The sequence below is a fragment of the Microbulbifer sp. Q7 genome, assembly GCF_001639145.1.
Classification (GTDB): Bacteria; Pseudomonadota; Gammaproteobacteria; order Pseudomonadales; family Cellvibrionaceae; genus Microbulbifer.
The window spans coordinates 685657-700766 of record NZ_LROY01000001.1; the positions used below are offsets into that span (position 1 = coordinate 685657).

The window sequence follows — 15110 nt, forward strand, 5'->3', positions numbered from 1 at the left end:
ATGATCGGTATTCTGGTTGTTTATTACCTGGACCCAGAAGAAGAGTGGGTAATTCAGGAGCATTTTCGTAGGTTAGAGGCGTGTTACAAAAACCAGTTTAAAATCTATGCGGCGTTCAACCGGTTAGCCCCAGAGTTGCGGCACTACCTCTCCGAAAGGGAGTATCTCCAGCCGGTACCTGTGGAGGGAACCGATCTCCGGGGGAGCCTGGAGCATATCTGGTATCTCGATCAGCTAAAATCTGTCGCACTGGATGATGGCTGCGACTACATCTGTACACTGGATGTCGACAGTTGGCCTATCTCATGGGACGTTTTTGATCGCGCGTTGGCATTACTCAAAGAGCACAACGTGGAGTTGATGGCGATTCAGAGGGAGGAAAACGGTGATACCTATTTGCCGCATCCCTCGTTCATATTTGCGTCCGCACAGCTTTACCGCCATGCGGATTTGCGCTTTGGTGAGCCTATGGAGGAGGCTGATGCAGTTGAGTTTGCGCAGTTTTCTGAGGCAACAAAGCAGCCGTTTGATACGGGTATAGGCGTGGGCTACAAGCTTTGGAAGCGTGGGGTACCCTGGTTGAAGCTGCTGCGTTCCAACGCTGTGGAATATCACTTCCTGATGGGTGGTGTATACGGCGGCTTGATTTTCCATATGGGTTCCTCTTCGCGTGTAAAGAGGTTCAGAGCAGAAGGCAGGCATTGGACCAAGAAATTCGGCGAATGGCTTGGTCGGATTCCGCTGCTTTCAAGGCAGGCAAAGCGTATTGTGTTCTGGCTGGAGAAAATTTTTCCTGACAGGATTGCGAAGCGGAATGCGTGGTTATACCGGACTATTCGACAGGACTTGATAAAAAATCCCGCAAGTTTCTATGATGAGCTTCAGGGAATACCCGGGTCCCCAGATGCAGGGGCCACCCGCGATAATGCGGCTCGTCGGGTCATCCAGAGATCCAAGTCGACCGCGAAGCGATCGACGAGCTCTCTGGAGCGGGTAAGCTAAGCGCGCTCTTCAGTGTCAATGCTTCGGTTTCTCCGGCCGATAGACCCCAACGTTGCGATACCCTTCATCCAGCAGGTGCGATGCATGCAGTTGGCTCATTACGCCGCGATCGCAATACAGTAGATAGTGCTTTTCCTTGTCCAGTTTCTGGAAGGCCGTGCTGAGGCGGAAGAACGGAATGGTCTCCACCGCGGTGTCTTCCAGTTCCAGGGGGTTCACTTCCTCTTCTGTGGGGTGGCGGATATCGATGACGATGGCATCGCCCGGTTCGGTAACAATATTTACCGGCGGTGCATCTTCACCCAGATCTTGCATTACTTCGTCGATGTTCTGCATCACGCGGTTGCCGATAGCGCGATCGAGCACCGTGAAGTCGAAGCGGGTTTCCTCGTGCTCCACCTTCTCCATTTTTGCCCGCGTGGTGGGCTTCACGGAAATTACCCCGCAGTACTCCGGCATGTTCGCTGCAAACTCTTCTGTGCCGATGGCGCGAGCGGTGCGAATGATGTCGGTTTTGTCGGAGGTAATCAGTGGGCGCAGCACCAGCGTATCGGTAACACTGTCGATGACCGATAGGTTTTTCAGGGTTTGGCTGGAAACCTGGGCAATGGCCTCGCCGGTCACCACTGCGTCCACGTCCAGTTCCTTGGCAACCACCGAGGCGGCGCGTAGCATCATGCGTTTCAGGGTGACACCCATATAGGAGTCATCGACCTGTTCGAGTATTTCAGCAACCACCTCGTCGAACGGTACGGTGATGAATTTTACCCGATGGGAAGCGCCGTATTTTTCCCACAGGTAAAAGGCGACTTCCTTGACGCCCAGCTCATGCTGGCGGCCGCCCAGGTTGAAGAACAGGAAGTGGGTGCGAATGCCGCGCTTCATGGTCAGGTAACTGGCAACCGTGGAATCGAAGCCACCGGAAACCAGCGATAGCACCGGATCCTGGGTGCCCAGCGGGAAACCGCCCAGACCCTGATGCAGTTCCTCGATCACGTTGAGTTTGTCGTGGCGGGCTTCCAGTTTTACGGTGACATCGGGATTTTTCAGTTTCACCCCGATGGCATCGGTGTTTTTGTTCAGCCCGCCGCCCACGTACTGCTCCACATCGAGTGACTGGAAATCGTGTTTACCGGTCCGCTTGACGCGCACACAAAAGGTCTTGCCCGCCAGTTGCGGTCCCCAGATCGGGAGGGTCTTCTGGTAGATGTCGTCCAGATCGCCGAGGGGAAACTGCTGCACCCGGGCAAAATTTGCGATGCCTGGAGTGTGCGCCAGTACCTCTTCAATGCGCTCGGAAAGGTGGGATACTGCATCCGGTGCAATCACGTCGATTTTTTCCCAGTCCTTGAGCACCTTGATGCGGTCATCCAGCTGCCGCATCAGTTTGCGCAGGTTGTCGGCGAGCTGCCGCGACATGCGCTTGCGCACGGGATTGCTTTTGATGGTGATCTCTGGGAAAAACTTGACGACAAAGTGCATGGGAGTGTGCCGGAACCGCGGTTGAATGTGAGGCCAGGAAAGGAGTTATAGCCTTTCCGGCAAAGGTGGCGAATTATAAACTCGCTATCCGGATTTTGCTTGCGGCACCAGTTTGGTGCTTGCGGTGACCTGATGGCCCCAAATTGGTGCATTCCTGTGTTGGCGGGCACCAATATTGTGACTATCGTGAGGGTTCACTGCTGGTTAATCGCCGAGAACCCGTGGTTGCCACCGGATTTCGTGGGCCCGAGGCCGCCTTATGCCGGTTTGCCCCAATTTGGCACACTCCTTGCTTTTACTGTTGCCACAAGACAACGCGAATTGGCGCGAAACATAATTTTTCATTCTTGGAGGACTGCAATGTCAGCGAAAACGCTCGGACTGATCAAAGAGAGCGAAGCCAAATGGGTAGACCTGCGCTTCACCGATACCAAAGGTAAGGAACAACACGTTTCTCTTCCGTCCAAGGAAGTTGACGGCGAGTTCTTCGAAGAAGGCAAGATGTTCGACGGTTCCTCCATCGCAGGTTGGAAGGGTATCAACGAATCCGACATGATCCTGATGCCGGACGATGAAACCTCTTTCCTGGACCCCTTCACCGATGAAGCGACTGTAATCATTCGCTGTAACATCGTTGACCCGATCACCGGTCAGGGCTACGAGCGCGACCCGCGTTCCATCGCACTGCGCGCTGAGGAATACCTGAAGTCCACCGGTTACGGCGACACCGCGCTGTTCGGTCCGGAGCCCGAGTTCTTCGTATTCGACGACATCACCTGGGGTGCCGAAATGGGCGGCGCCTTCTACAAGATCAACTCTGAAGAAGCAGCCTGGTCTTCCGGTGCCTCTTTCACTGACGGCAACATGGGCCACCGCCCGGGCGTGAAAGGCGGTTACTTCCCGGTTCCGCCGGTCGACTCCCTGCACGACATCCGTGCTGCCATGTGTTCCGCCATGGAAGCCATGGGCCTGGAAATCGAAGTGCACCACCACGAAGTGGGTACTGCGGGCCAGTGTGAAATCGGCGTTGGCGCCAACACCCTGACCAAGAAAGCGGACGAAGTACAGATCCTGAAGTACGCGGTACACAACGTAGCCCACGCTTACGGCAAAACCGCTACCTTCATGCCCAAGCCGCTGGTGGGTGACAACGGTTCCGGTATGCACGTGCACCAGTCCTTCAGCAAGGATGGCGTGAACCAGTTCGCCGGTGACGCCTATGCTGGCCTGTCTGAAACTGCCCTGTTCTACATCGGCGGTATCATCAAGCACGCGCGCGCCCTGAACGCGATCTGTAACTCTTCCACCAACTCCTACAAGCGTCTGGTTCCGGGCTTCGAAGCGCCGGTTATCCTGGCCTACTCTGCGCGCAACCGCTCTGCGTCTATCCGCATTCCGTTCGTGCCGAGCCCGAAAGGCAAGCGCATCGAGACTCGCTTCCCGGATCCGACCGCCAACCCGTACCTGGCCTTCGCAGCCCTGCTGATGGCTGGCCTCGACGGCGTGAAGAACAAGATCCACCCGGGCGACGCAGCCGACAAGGACCTGTACGACCTGCCGGCGGAAGAGCTGGCCGAGTACCCGACCGTGGCTTCCAGCCTGGAGCAGGCCCTGGACGCACTGGATCAGGACCGCGCCTTCCTGACCGAAGGTGGCGTATTCACCGACGACGCTATCGATGCGTTCATCGAGCTGAAGCGCGAAGAAGTACAGCGTGTGAACATGACCACTCACCCGGTTGAGTTCGAACTGTACTATTCAGTATAAAGATCAGTATAAAGACGCCGCAGGCGCCTCCTTTTAAAATCCTATTTGGGGTTAAAACGGAGTATCATCGGAGCGCCGCCGCCGGCCCATGCATCTGCAAGGTCTGGTGAGAACGGTGCAAAGATGACGAGAAAGCCCACACCTTGCGGTGTGGGCTTTTTTTATGCCGGTAGCGCAGACCGGAGTACACTAGCCTTTAACAAGCAACCTCCAACAGAATGCGAGAGGCAGGAAAGCCCATGAACAGGTGGATAGCAGCGCTGGCGCTTACGCTCGCCGTGCCGGTCCTGGCGCAGCAGGACTCGGGCGCCAGCGAGAATCAGAAGGACAGCGCCCCTGGCAGTGTGTACAAGATCGTCGGCCCGGACGGCCGTATCACCTTCAGTGACAGCCCACCGCCGGACGGCAAGGCCGAAAAGGTGGAGATTGGTCCCATCAACGTGCAGCCCATTGCACCCCGGCAGCCCCTGCCGACACGCAGACTGTCTCCCCGCGACCGAGACGAAAACCGCGCTGGCGACGACACCGGGCCGGTGAATTTCTCGATTGTGAGCCCGGTCAATGGGGCCACCATCCCTCCGGGCCAGCGGTTTATCGTGTTGCAGGTAGCGCTGGACCCGGTACCACGGGATGGCTACGAGTTTTTTGTGGTGGTTGACGGCCAGCGCTGGTCGGGCAGCTCCTCCGGTACCAGCCTGGATATTTCTGCGCTGGAGCGGGGGGCACATACGATACAGGCGGTGCTGCTGGGTTCCCGGGGGCAGCCACTGGCCCGCTCTCAGGCAATCGAGGTGTACGTGAAGCGTCCGGGTGGTCAGGTTCCGGACTTCCCCGCGGGTCAGGCACCGGCGATGCCCAAGGCTCAGCAGGCACCGGGTTTCACGCCCAAGCCGAAGCGGTAATCTTTCTGCGCGGGCCACCATAAGGCGTGGCCCCTCTCTTCCTCTCCCGCGAGCCCTATTCTGGGCCTCAGGCAGCGCATATTTTGATCTATGCACAAATTTGGTGCATCCTCTGTACTGAAATGCCGTTCCTCGAATTCTAAGCCCCGAAAGAGTCCGGTTTTTTGCGCCATTTTGGTTTGCTTTTTGCACTGCCATTAGGCGACCCGAAGAAATGAATGAAGTCGGATCCCCCCGAATGCTCAATGATCGCCAGTTACGCCTGCTTTTCGACAACCTGACCTCGGCCGTTCTCGTGCTGGATGAGCATCTGTCCCTGCGCTACCTGAATTCGGCGGCCGAAGACCTGGTGGCGGCGTCCAGTGCGCGCTCCATTGGCTTGCCTCTGGAAGACGTGGTCCGCGAGTCTCGCTCTGCGCAGCAGGCGTTGCGCTCGGCGCTGGAAAGCGGGGAGAAGTACACCGTGCGGCGTGCGTTATGGCTGCTGCACAACTTGGAAGAGTGCACGGTGGATTACTCGGTGACGCCGCTCACCGAGCTCGGCCTGTTATTGCTGGAGGTCCAGTCCATGGATCGCCTGCTGCGTATTGCCCGCGAGGACGCGCTGATCTCCGCCCAGGAGACCACCCGCAACCTGGTGCGGGGTATGGCGCACGAAGTGAAAAATCCACTGGGCGGCATACGCGGGGCGGCACAGTTGCTGCAAAGGGAATTGAAAGAACTGGAGCAGTCCGGTGGCGAAGATCTGGCGGAATACACCCAGATCATCATCGAAGAGGCCGATCGTCTGCGCAACCTGGTGGACCGCATGCTGGGTCCGCGTCAGCCGGTGCGATTGCAGTCGGTGAATGTGCACACGATTACCGAACGAGTGGCACAGTTAATCGAGGCGGAGTGCGATGGGGCGCTGGAGATCAAGCGCGATTACGACCCGTCGATCCCGGATATCCCTGCCGACAGCGAGCAGTTGATACAGGCGGTGCTGAATATTGCCCGCAATGCCATGCAGGCCATTGCTGAAAACGTGGGCCTCGCAGACGGAGACCTGACCATCCGCACCCGGGTGCAGCGCCAGTTTACCATCGGCCGCAGGCACTGCCCGCTGGTATGCCGTATCGATGTTGTGGACAACGGCCCGGGTATTCCGGAAGACATTCGCGAGCGCATTTTTTACCCGATGATTTCCGGCCGCGCTGAAGGCTCGGGTTTGGGGCTGTCGATATCACAGCACATCATCAATCAGCACCGCGGGCTGATCAAATGCGAGAGCCGGCCCGGACAGACAGAATTTCAGATATACCTGCCGCTGGCCAATGACGGTTGAGCGGCAGAGAAAAATTATTAGAACGTAATAACAGAACCGGAAAGAGATTATGAATAATCGCGTATGGATCATTGATGACGACCGCTCCATCCGCTGGGTGCTGGAGCGCGCCCTTTCCCGGGCGGGGATCGATACCACCTGCTACGAAAACGGGGACCGCGCCCTGGATGACTTTTATAGCGAGTCACCGGATGTGGTGATCAGTGATATCCGCATGCCGGGCTCCGACGGTTTTAAATTGCTGCAACGCTTTCAGGCAGAGCGTCCATCCCTGCCCATCATTATCATGACGGCACACTCGGACCTGGATAGTGCTGTCGCTGCCTATCAGGGCGGTGCCTTCGAGTACCTGCCGAAACCTTTTGATGTGGATGAGGCCGTGGCCGTCACCCGCCGTGCCCTGGCCCACGCCAACGAGCAGCAGCCCGAAGAACCGGTGATCGTCGAAAACGGTACTGCCAATAAGGAGATCATCGGTGAAGCGCCGGCGATGCAGGAAGTGTTTCGCGCGATTGGGCGTCTCTCCCATTCCAACATCACCGTACTGATCAACGGTGAATCCGGTACCGGTAAGGAATTGGTGGCGGCGGCCCTACATAATCACAGTCCGCGCAAGAACCAACCCTTTATCGCGCTCAACATGGCGGCGATTCCCAAGGACCTGATGGAGTCCGAACTGTTTGGCCATGAGAAGGGTGCCTTTACCGGTGCCAGCGCGCAGCGCGCCGGGCGCTTTGAGCAGGCCAACGGCGGCACCCTGTTCCTGGATGAGATTGGGGATATGCCCGCAGAAACCCAGACCCGCTTGTTGCGGGTACTGGCGGACGGCGAGTTTTACCGCGTCGGTGGCCACACTCCGGTCAAGGTGGATGTGCGCATTATTGCCGCTACCCACCAGGATCTTGAACGCCTGGTGGAAGAGCACAAATTTCGCGAGGACCTTTTCCATCGCCTGAACGTCATCCGCATCCACATTCCACGGCTTGCGGATCGCCGCGAAGATATTCCCCGCCTGGTGCGGCACTTCTTTAACAGTGCCGCCAAGGATCTCGGCGTCGAGCCCAAGATTCTGCTGAAGGAGACCGAGGAATACCTGTCTGGACTCGACTGGCCGGGCAACGTGCGCCAGCTGGAAAATACCTGCCGCTGGATTACGGTAATGGCTTCCGGCCGTGAAGTGCTGGTCGACGACCTGCCGCCGGAGCTGCACCAGCAGGGTGCCGCGAGCGAGGCCCCGCAGGACTGGCAGAAGGCCCTGCGCCTGTGGGCCGATCAGGCGCTGGCCACCGGCCAGCGGGAAATTCTCAGCGAAGCAGTGCCGGCGTTTGAGCGCGCCCTGATCGAGATTGCACTCAAGCACACAGCGGGTCGCAAGCGTGATGCGGCAGAATTGCTTGGCTGGGGGCGCAACACCCTGACCCGCAAGCTGAAAGAGCTGGGGATGAACGGCGCCGATGATTGAGTGCTGACTGATGTCGACGACCAAAATGGGCACCTGCAGGTGCCCATTTTCGTTATAGTACGCGCAATTTTTGACCCTGATCAGCCAGCGTCAACTTCAACTCTGCTTTACTGCCTGTATTCCCGGTAAAACGATGATCGGCAACAGCCAACCGTAACAATCATTATCAGTGACAGCGACCATGAGTGATCTCCCCAATTGCCCCAAGTGCCAATCCACCTATACCTATGAAGATCGCGATCTTTTCGTCTGCCCGGAGTGTGGCAATGAATGGGCTGCGGGAGAAACCGCGGAAGAGGAAGGGTTGAAGATTAACGATGCCAATGGCAATCCGCTCGCCGATGGCGATACGGTAACGGTGATCAAGGACCTGAAGGTGAAAGGTTCTTCCCTGGTGGTGAAAGTGGGCACCAAGGTGAAGAATATCCGGCTGGTCGAAGGCGACCACGATATCGACTGTAAAATTGACGGTATCGGGCCGATGAAATTGAAGTCGGAGTTTGTGAAAAAGGCCTGACGTATGTCTGGCAGAAAAGCTGCGCCAGTTGCTCGGAGTGACGTGAGGCGCTGCGGGCGGGGCGCGGCAGCCTATGGGCTGGCCGCGCCGGTGAGTTACTTCACGATGGTGAGCTGAATCTCGCCCACATTGAATCCCCATTTGCTCAGCTTCGACTCGGCGATCAGCACATTTGGCGCCACAAGAAACATCTGGTCGTCCACATTCACATTAATGGTGCGGCCCTTGTAGGGCACCTGCAAAACGTATTTCATGAATACCGCATTGCCGGCCACCGACATGGTGGATGTACCAACAACGTCGCCGGCGGTGGCGGCGTATTGGCGCAGGCCTGTCCCGGAGGACGCCATCGGCACCATCTGCCAGGTGCGGTACTGTATTTCCCCATCGTCAAACTCGAATTTCTCGCGAAGCTCACCGCGCCCGTTTTCCCAGCTGCCATCGATCTCGGCGACGAAGCGGCGGGTAACACTACCGCCGCGGTCTTTCACCACTCCGTAGGCCTTCATGGGCCCGGAAAAGAAGTTTTCCGCCACAAAACGCGGCGTGTTGTTGGCATAGTTTTCGATAGTGGGGGCGCTGCAGGCAGAACATATAAATGCAATAACCAGCAGCAGTAACACGGAATTTTTCATGGACTGCCTTTGATGTTCGGGTGTACGCACAGTGAGTATACGAAGAATACGAAAAAGGCTTGGAATTGGATGTGTATAAAGCTGTCCGGACATGAGGAACGTTAGAGGCCCATGCACTTGTGAGCGAACGGCTCAGGCAGACGGATTTGCGGTGTGGCATGTCCGCCTGCCTGTCGCTGCTTGGCTATTAACAGCTCGGCCACGAGCCGCCGGCTTTGGCGTACCTAGTCGCCGGATTGGCGCGGCTCTGCGGAGTGCCTCTCGTCGTGCAAGTCATCCAGCGGTGACTCGAGCGGCGGTGGAACAAGGGGCTGGTCGCCACTGATAAATTCCCGCATGAAGATCTCCCAGAACGCCATAAACAGCGCCGCCAGCAATGGCCCGATGGCAAAGCCGCTGATGCCGAACATAAACAGGCCGCCGACGGTGGAAAACAGCACGATGTAGTCCGGCAGCTTGGTGTCGCGGCCTACCAGGATAGGGCGCAGGATATTGTCCACCAGGCTAATCACGACGACGCCGAAGACCATCAGCACCGTGGCTTTGACTGCATCCCCGGTGGCATACAGGTAGAGGGCGGCGGGGAACCAGATGATTGCCGCACCCACCGCCGGCAGCAGCGAGAGCACCGTCATCACCACCCCCCACAGCAAGGGGGCGGGCAGCCCCAGCGCCCAGAATATCAGCCCCCCCAGGGTGCCCTGGGTGACGGCAACCACCAGGTTGCCCTTGATGGTTGCGCGGGTGACCTCGGCAAACTTCGCCAGCAGCAGTTTTTCCCGCTCATCCCCCAGAGGCAGGGCGCGAATCAGCAGCGCCGTCAGCGAATTGCCATCCCGGATCAGGAAAAAGGTCAGGTACAGCATCAGGCCCAGGTTGACGAAAAAGTTGAGTGTGTTCTGGCCCAGTGCCAGGGCATTTTTCGCAATCAGGCTGCCGGCGGTCATCAGGCCGCCCAGCAGGCGTTCCTTGACTCCGTCAAAATCCATTCCGACGCGTTCCAGTGCAGCGTTAATGCCCGGGAAGGCCGCGCGTACCTGCTCTACCTTGGCGCCGAGATTAATTTCTCCGGACTGCACTTTTTGATAAAGGTTGGCGACCTCGCTGACAAATGAGCTTGCCACCGCCAGCACCGGAATTACCACCACCACGATACACAGCAGCAAGGTGCCCAGTGCCGTGAGGTTGGGCCACTTGGGAAAGCGCTTCAGCAAATAGTGGTACAGCGGGTGAAAGATCAGCGCCACCGCGCAGGCCCAGAAAATAGCGGTGAAAAATGGCTTCAGCAAAAAGCCAAAGGCAATGGTCACCAGCAACAGGGTGAAGATAAACGAGCGTCTTTCCAGTCTTTCCTGCACCGGAGCGTCCTTGTTTGTTGTTATTTGGTCGAGCGTTTTGGAACCAGCGGCTATGAAACCAGATAGCAGGATGCTTTACCAGCGGCGGTAGCCACAGGTGTCTACGTGAAAGCGAATACCGCTGTATATCCCCAGGCCCATGTTCCATTTGCGACCCACTTTGCGGTGGATGCGGCGCAGTTTGGGTAGCAGCTGCTTGCGGGTGTATTCGTCCTCCGGAATCATATCCAGGCCGCAGAAGTGCATGTGTTTGCTGGTGCGTGCGCCGCCCGCCTTGGCGTTGTAGCGCGCAGTGCGCCAGCCGGAAAGTACCACCACCGGTCCGATTTCCGGAATGATGTAGTTTTTCAGTACCTTGAGCGTATCGACCATGGTCTCCCAGGTGTCTTCCGGGGGGATCGCAAACGGGGGCTCACCGATTTTCTGCCAGTCCGTGCCCTGGCGCATCAGCTCGAACGATGGCACCACATCGTCCACATCGTTGATCTTGAGAAAGTGTTCCAGTTTCTCAAAGTGCGCGCGGTGGTCGCCTTCGTCGAGAAACTTGTCAAACGCGATGGCGCTGGCCGCGGTATAGCCCTTGATGCGATAGATCAGGGGCACATCGGGGTCAACGGGAATGGGTTCTGGCTCCGGCTCGATGTATTCCACCGGGCTGACGATGCGCTCCGCCAGCTCACGCACTTTTTCCACCGTCAGTACGATCAACACCAGTGACAGGATGAGCAGCAGGGCGACAATCCAGATTACACGGCGGCGTTCAATGTGGATGTCGACAAATTCGTGATCGGGCGTTTCCTTGATATCCATTGTGTACTGCTCGCTTAACTCCGGATAAACGGGGACTCGGGCTACCAGCTGCGAAACCCGCAGGTGTCCACATGAAAGCGCACGCCGCTATAAATACCGAGGCCCATGTGGCTTTCCGGGCCCAGGCGCGCGTGGAGATTGCGCAGTTCCTCCACCAGCTCTTTGCGGCTGATATTGGAACGCGGCACCAGGTCCACCCCACAGAATGTTTTGTGCTTGCTCTTGCCCGAGCCACCGGCCTTGCGGTTGTAATGGTCAGTGCGGAACGCAGACACCACGTCCACCGGGCCAATATTCGGCACCAGCTCGTCGCGGATCAGCTGCAGGGTGGGGACCATGTTGGGCCAGTAATCCCGGGGCGGTATCGCAAAAGGCGGCTCGTTGATGTCCAGCCAGTCCGATCCCTGGCGCAGCAGGTTTTGCGGCTCTATCGCATCCGCGACCTTGGCTTCCTGCATAAAATCCGCCAGCTGTCCGAACGCGCGCCGGTTTTCCCGCTGCCGCAAGAACTGTTTGAGGCTTGCCTGCGAGGCCACGCGGTAGCCCTGCAATTCGTAGTAGGGTTTTTCCCGCTCCTTGAGGAACAGGTAGAGCCACAGCAGGAACAGCAACAGCAACAGCAGGAGCGCTACTCCCACGATGACCCACCAGTTGGTCTGCTGGTTCGGGGGGAGGTGCTCGTAGCGTCGCCTGAAAATAGAAAAAGGGTTGCCTAACGGCATGCCTGTGCCTGTTTGTCCTTGCCCGGTTGCGTGCGCTAGGCCGGTTCTCCCTGCACGGAAAAAAATGGCCTTTTAAAGACTATAGCCACCTGAGCCAGCTGCGGCAGGAACGTCGGGCACAAAAAAGGCGGCCCGTGGGCCGCCTTCGTGCGGTGGCGTTGCCACCGCTGGGGAGATCAATCCGTCACGCCTTGGGGCCGGCGGCCTTGATCTCGTCGCTGACAGCGAACTTCTCGATATTGTCGGCGAACAGAGCCGCCAGTTTGCTGGCCGCGGCGTCGTAGGCGCTGGCATCCGCCCAGGCATTGCGCGGGTTCAGGTAGGACTTGTCCACACCCGGCACTTCCACCGGAATATCCAGGTTCATGATGTCCAGGTGTTCGGTGGGGGCATTTTCCAGGGCACCGCTCTGGATGGCCGCGACCACTGCGCGGGTAACCGGAATCGGGAAGCGCTTGCCTTTTTCACCGGAACCGCCAGTCCAGCCGGTATTCACCAGATAGACCTTGGAGTCGAAGTCTTCAATGCGCTTCATCAGCAGGTCCGCGTACTCACGGGGCGCGCGCGGCATGAAGGGGGCGCCGAAGCAGGTGGAGAAGGTGGGGTGGATGCCCGCTTCCGCACCCAGCTCGGTGGAGCCCACACGGGCGGTGTAGCCGGACAGGAAGTGGTACGCCGCCGCTTCCTTGGACAGGATCGAGACGGGCGGCAGAACGCCGGTCACGTCACAGGTCAGGAAGATCACGTTTTTCGGTTCGCCGGCGCGGTTTTCCAGCTGGCGCATTTCCACGTGTTCCAGCGGGTAGGAGCAGCGGCCGTTTTCGGTCAGGCTGGTGTCGTCGTAGTCCGGCACACCGGCATCGTCGGTCACCACGTTCTCGACGATGGCGCCAAAGCGGATGGCGTCCCAGATCACCGGCTCATTCTTCTGGCTCAGGTTGATGGTCTTGGCGTAGCAGCCGCCTTCCATATTGAACACGCCGCCCTTGGCCCAGCCGTGCTCGTCGTCGCCGATCAGGTAGCGTGCTGGGTCTGCAGACAGGGTGGTCTTGCCGGTGCCGGACAGGCCGAAGAACAGGCATACATCGCCGTCTTTGCCCACATTGGCGGCGCAGTGCATCGGCATCACGTCTTTTTCCGGCAGCAGGAAGTTCTGCACGGAGAACATGGCTTTTTTCATCTCGCCGGCGTAACGCATGCCCGCCAACAGTACTTTGCGCTGGGCAAAGTTGATGATCACGCAGCCCTCGGAGTTGGTGCCGTCGCGGGACGGGTCACACTCGAAGTTGGCCGCGTGCAGAATGCGCCACTCTTCCTTGCCCTTGGGGTTGTACTTTTCTGCGCGGATAAACATGTTGCGACCGAACAGGTTGTGCCAGGCGGTCTGGGTGGTCACTTTCACGGGAATATAGTGGTCTTCGTCCTGGCCCACATGCAGCTGCTGCACGAAGCTGTCGTGGCTGGCAACGAAATCCTCAACACGGTTCCACAGGGCATCGAACTTGTCTGCCGAGAAGGGGCGGTTCACGCTGCCCCATTCGATGCTGTCGGCGGTGGAGGCTTCTTCCACCACAAAACGGTCTGCGGGAGAGCGGCCGGTGCGCGCGCCGGTTACCGCCAGCAGTGCACCGGTATGCGTGAGGTGACCTTCGCCGCGCTGCAGCGCCTGCTCCACCAATTGTGCCGCTGAGAGGTTGGAGAACGCCTGCACCGTCTCGTGTTGCTGTGCCATTCGCTTATTACCCATGAAAGTTGTATCACTGAAATAAATAGTAGGGGGTGCCGCCTAATAACGCGACAAACTGCCGCGGCAAAATGCGCGACTGGCCTGCTGGCGGGCGCATTATGGCAAACTTCAAATGCCGATCACAGGAAAAAGCGTATAATTTTTGATCGAAATTCGCTTTGTGAGGGAAATTTTTCACTTAAATTTATTCAAAATGATGATGTAGTTTTTTTACTTCATAATTTTGGGGAATATTGGGTGTTCTGTAGTTTTTACTACAGTCAGCGTCCTGGGGATGGGCGGGGTGTGCGGGTAGCCGCGCAGACATAAAAAAGCGCGCCGAGTGGCGCGCTTTTGTTTATTTGGGCATGTGTCGTTCAGTGCAGGGTGTGTGGGGGGGCATTGAACAGGGCTTCGATCATGTCGCGGTCAAAACGGTAGGTCTTGTTGCAGAACTGGCAGTCCGCGGTGATTTCCCCACCCTGCTCTTCCAGCAGCTGATAAACCTCTTCCGGGCCCATGGCGATCAGTGCACGGGCGCTGCGCTCGTTGGTGCAGCTGCACTTGAAGCGGATATTGGCGGTGCCGAGACTGGCCGGTTCCATCTGGTGAAACAGCCGCACCAGCAGCTCTTCGTGGGGCAGGTTGTGCAGCTCGTCGGCGGTGACGGTGGAGGCCAGGTGGACACCGGTTTCCCAGGCGTCCTCGTTCTCCACTTCGGTGGCGGCGTTATTACCCGGCAGCACCTGCAGCATGATGCCGCCCACGGTATCGGCGCTGGATTCGATCCAGAAGCGGGTCTGCAACTGCTCCGACTGGGTAAAGTAGTCTTCCAGGCACTCCGCCAAGGTGTCTTTCTCCAGCGGCACAATGCCCTGGTAGCGTTCGCCCTGCTGTGGGTCCACGGTGATTACCAGAGCGCCGCGATCGCCCACCAGCTCGCGCAGGGTGGCGCCCTCGGCAATCTCCACACCCTCGGCCACACGCGCCAGGCCGCGCACATCGCTGTGATGGGTACACTCGGCCACCAGCAGTGGTACATCCCCCTCTCCGCGGGCCTGCAACATCAGTAGGCCGTCAAACTTGAGGGTGGTGGAAAGCAGGCAGGCAGCAGCGAGGAACTCGCCCAGCAGCCGTTGCACCGGTTGCGGCAAGGGGTTGTGCTCGAGCACTTCCCGGTAGGCATCGGTCAGCGTGACCAGTTGGCCACGAATATCGTGCTTGGAGAAGATGAAGCGTTCCAACTGGTCCGACATGAGTGACTGCCTCACTGAAAATCTGGGGAGGGCGATTTTAGTGCCTGTTGCCCACCCTGTCGCGCCCCTTTACCCAAGTCTTGCAGGCCAGTTCTTGTAGGGCTGGTCTTGCAGGCCAGGTCTTGCAGGGCAGGACATACAGGATAG

Annotated in this window: 13 protein-coding genes; 6 read left to right on the forward strand and 7 right to left on the reverse strand. The window is 58.2% G+C overall.

Going from position 1 to position 15110, the window contains the following annotated elements; all coding sequences use genetic code 11:
* A complete protein-coding gene (locus AU182_RS02725) occupies positions 1-1002 on the forward strand; it encodes a hypothetical protein (RefSeq protein WP_153039093.1) in 1002 nt (333 codons plus the stop codon).
* A gap of 15 nt (positions 1003-1017) precedes the next feature.
* Here the strand turns inward: AU182_RS02725 and thiI are convergent, their stop codons facing one another.
* Positions 1018-2484: a tRNA uracil 4-sulfurtransferase ThiI gene (thiI, locus tag AU182_RS02730; RefSeq protein ID WP_066960259.1), complete on the reverse strand. Its 1467-nt coding sequence runs from the start codon at positions 2482-2484 to the stop codon at positions 1018-1020.
* Positions 2485-2844: 360 nt separating this feature from the next.
* Between thiI and glnA the strand changes: the two genes are divergently transcribed.
* From glnA to AU182_RS02755, 5 genes are all read left to right on the forward strand, one after another.
* Positions 2845-4251: a glutamate--ammonia ligase gene (gene glnA / locus AU182_RS02735; RefSeq protein ID WP_066960262.1), complete on the forward strand. Its 1407-nt coding sequence runs from the start codon at positions 2845-2847 to the stop codon at positions 4249-4251.
* 239 nt (positions 4252-4490) lie between these two features.
* Positions 4491-5153 carry a DUF4124 domain-containing protein gene (locus AU182_RS02740; protein ID WP_066960265.1) on the forward strand — a complete coding sequence of 221 codons (663 nt, stop codon included), beginning with the start codon at positions 4491-4493 and terminating at the stop codon, positions 5151-5153.
* A gap of 238 nt (positions 5154-5391) precedes the next feature.
* Positions 5392-6477, forward strand: coding sequence for a nitrogen regulation protein NR(II) (gene glnL, locus AU182_RS02745; RefSeq protein WP_066960277.1), 1086 nt, complete (start codon positions 5392-5394; stop codon positions 6475-6477).
* Positions 6478-6526: 49 nt separating this feature from the next.
* Positions 6527-7939, forward strand: a complete 1413-nt coding sequence (gene glnG / locus AU182_RS02750) for a nitrogen regulation protein NR(I) (protein ID WP_066960286.1) — start codon at positions 6527-6529, stop codon at positions 7937-7939.
* Positions 7940-8120: 181 nt separating this feature from the next.
* Positions 8121-8456, forward strand: a complete 336-nt coding sequence (locus AU182_RS02755; RefSeq protein ID WP_066960288.1) for a zinc ribbon domain-containing protein YjdM — start codon at positions 8121-8123, stop codon at positions 8454-8456.
* A gap of 95 nt (positions 8457-8551) precedes the next feature.
* Here AU182_RS02755 and AU182_RS02760 read toward each other — a convergent pair whose 3' ends face one another.
* From AU182_RS02760 to hslO, 6 genes are all read right to left on the reverse strand, one after another.
* Entirely contained in the window at positions 8552-9091 is a 540-nt protein-coding gene (locus tag AU182_RS02760; RefSeq protein ID WP_066960289.1) for a DUF3833 domain-containing protein, read from the reverse strand.
* Positions 9092-9315: 224 nt separating this feature from the next.
* On the reverse strand, positions 9316-10449 hold the full coding sequence (locus AU182_RS02765) for an AI-2E family transporter (protein WP_066960291.1): 1134 nt from the start codon (positions 10447-10449) through the stop codon (positions 9316-9318).
* A 75-nt stretch (positions 10450-10524) separates the two neighbouring features.
* Complete coding sequence (locus tag AU182_RS02770) at positions 10525-11259, reverse strand: D-Ala-D-Ala carboxypeptidase family metallohydrolase (RefSeq protein ID WP_066960309.1); 735 nt, start codon at positions 11257-11259, stop codon at positions 10525-10527.
* A gap of 41 nt (positions 11260-11300) precedes the next feature.
* Positions 11301-11897, reverse strand: a complete 597-nt coding sequence (locus tag AU182_RS02775; RefSeq protein ID WP_227718090.1) for a D-Ala-D-Ala carboxypeptidase family metallohydrolase — start codon at positions 11895-11897, stop codon at positions 11301-11303.
* A 268-nt stretch (positions 11898-12165) separates the two neighbouring features.
* Positions 12166-13713, reverse strand: coding sequence for a phosphoenolpyruvate carboxykinase (locus AU182_RS02780; RefSeq protein WP_066962035.1), 1548 nt, complete (start codon positions 13711-13713; stop codon positions 12166-12168).
* Positions 13714-14084: 371 nt separating this feature from the next.
* The gene (gene hslO / locus AU182_RS02785) at positions 14085-14963 is read right to left on the reverse strand and encodes an Hsp33 family molecular chaperone HslO (RefSeq protein WP_066960315.1); all 879 of its coding nucleotides are present in this window, start codon (positions 14961-14963) and stop codon (positions 14085-14087) included.
* Positions 14964-15110 lie beyond the last annotated feature (147 nt).

What these genes read in the sequence shown, in the direction of transcription:
- AU182_RS02725 (WP_153039093.1), top strand. Translation starts at nt 1, where the DNA reads ATGATCGGTATTCTGGTTGTTTATTACCTGGACCCAGAAGAAGAGTGG.
- glnA (WP_066960262.1), top strand. Translation starts at nt 2,845, where the DNA reads ATGTCAGCGAAAACGCTCGGACTGATCAAAGAGAGCGAAGCCAAATGG.
- AU182_RS02760 (WP_066960289.1), bottom strand. Translation starts at nt 9,091, where the DNA reads ATGAAAAATTCCGTGTTACTGCTGCTGGTTATTGCATTTATATGTTCT.
- thiI (WP_066960259.1), bottom strand. Translation starts at nt 2,484, where the DNA reads ATGCACTTTGTCGTCAAGTTTTTCCCAGAGATCACCATCAAAAGCAAT.
- AU182_RS02770 (WP_066960309.1), bottom strand. Translation starts at nt 11,259, where the DNA reads ATGGATATCAAGGAAACGCCCGATCACGAATTTGTCGACATCCACATT.
- AU182_RS02755 (WP_066960288.1), top strand. Translation starts at nt 8,121, where the DNA reads ATGAGTGATCTCCCCAATTGCCCCAAGTGCCAATCCACCTATACCTAT.
- AU182_RS02780 (WP_066962035.1), bottom strand. Translation starts at nt 13,713, where the DNA reads ATGGCACAGCAACACGAGACGGTGCAGGCGTTCTCCAACCTCTCAGCG.
- hslO (WP_066960315.1), bottom strand. Translation starts at nt 14,963, where the DNA reads ATGTCGGACCAGTTGGAACGCTTCATCTTCTCCAAGCACGATATTCGT.
- glnL (WP_066960277.1), top strand. Translation starts at nt 5,392, where the DNA reads ATGCTCAATGATCGCCAGTTACGCCTGCTTTTCGACAACCTGACCTCG.
- glnG (WP_066960286.1), top strand. Translation starts at nt 6,527, where the DNA reads ATGAATAATCGCGTATGGATCATTGATGACGACCGCTCCATCCGCTGG.
- AU182_RS02740 (WP_066960265.1), top strand. Translation starts at nt 4,491, where the DNA reads ATGAACAGGTGGATAGCAGCGCTGGCGCTTACGCTCGCCGTGCCGGTC.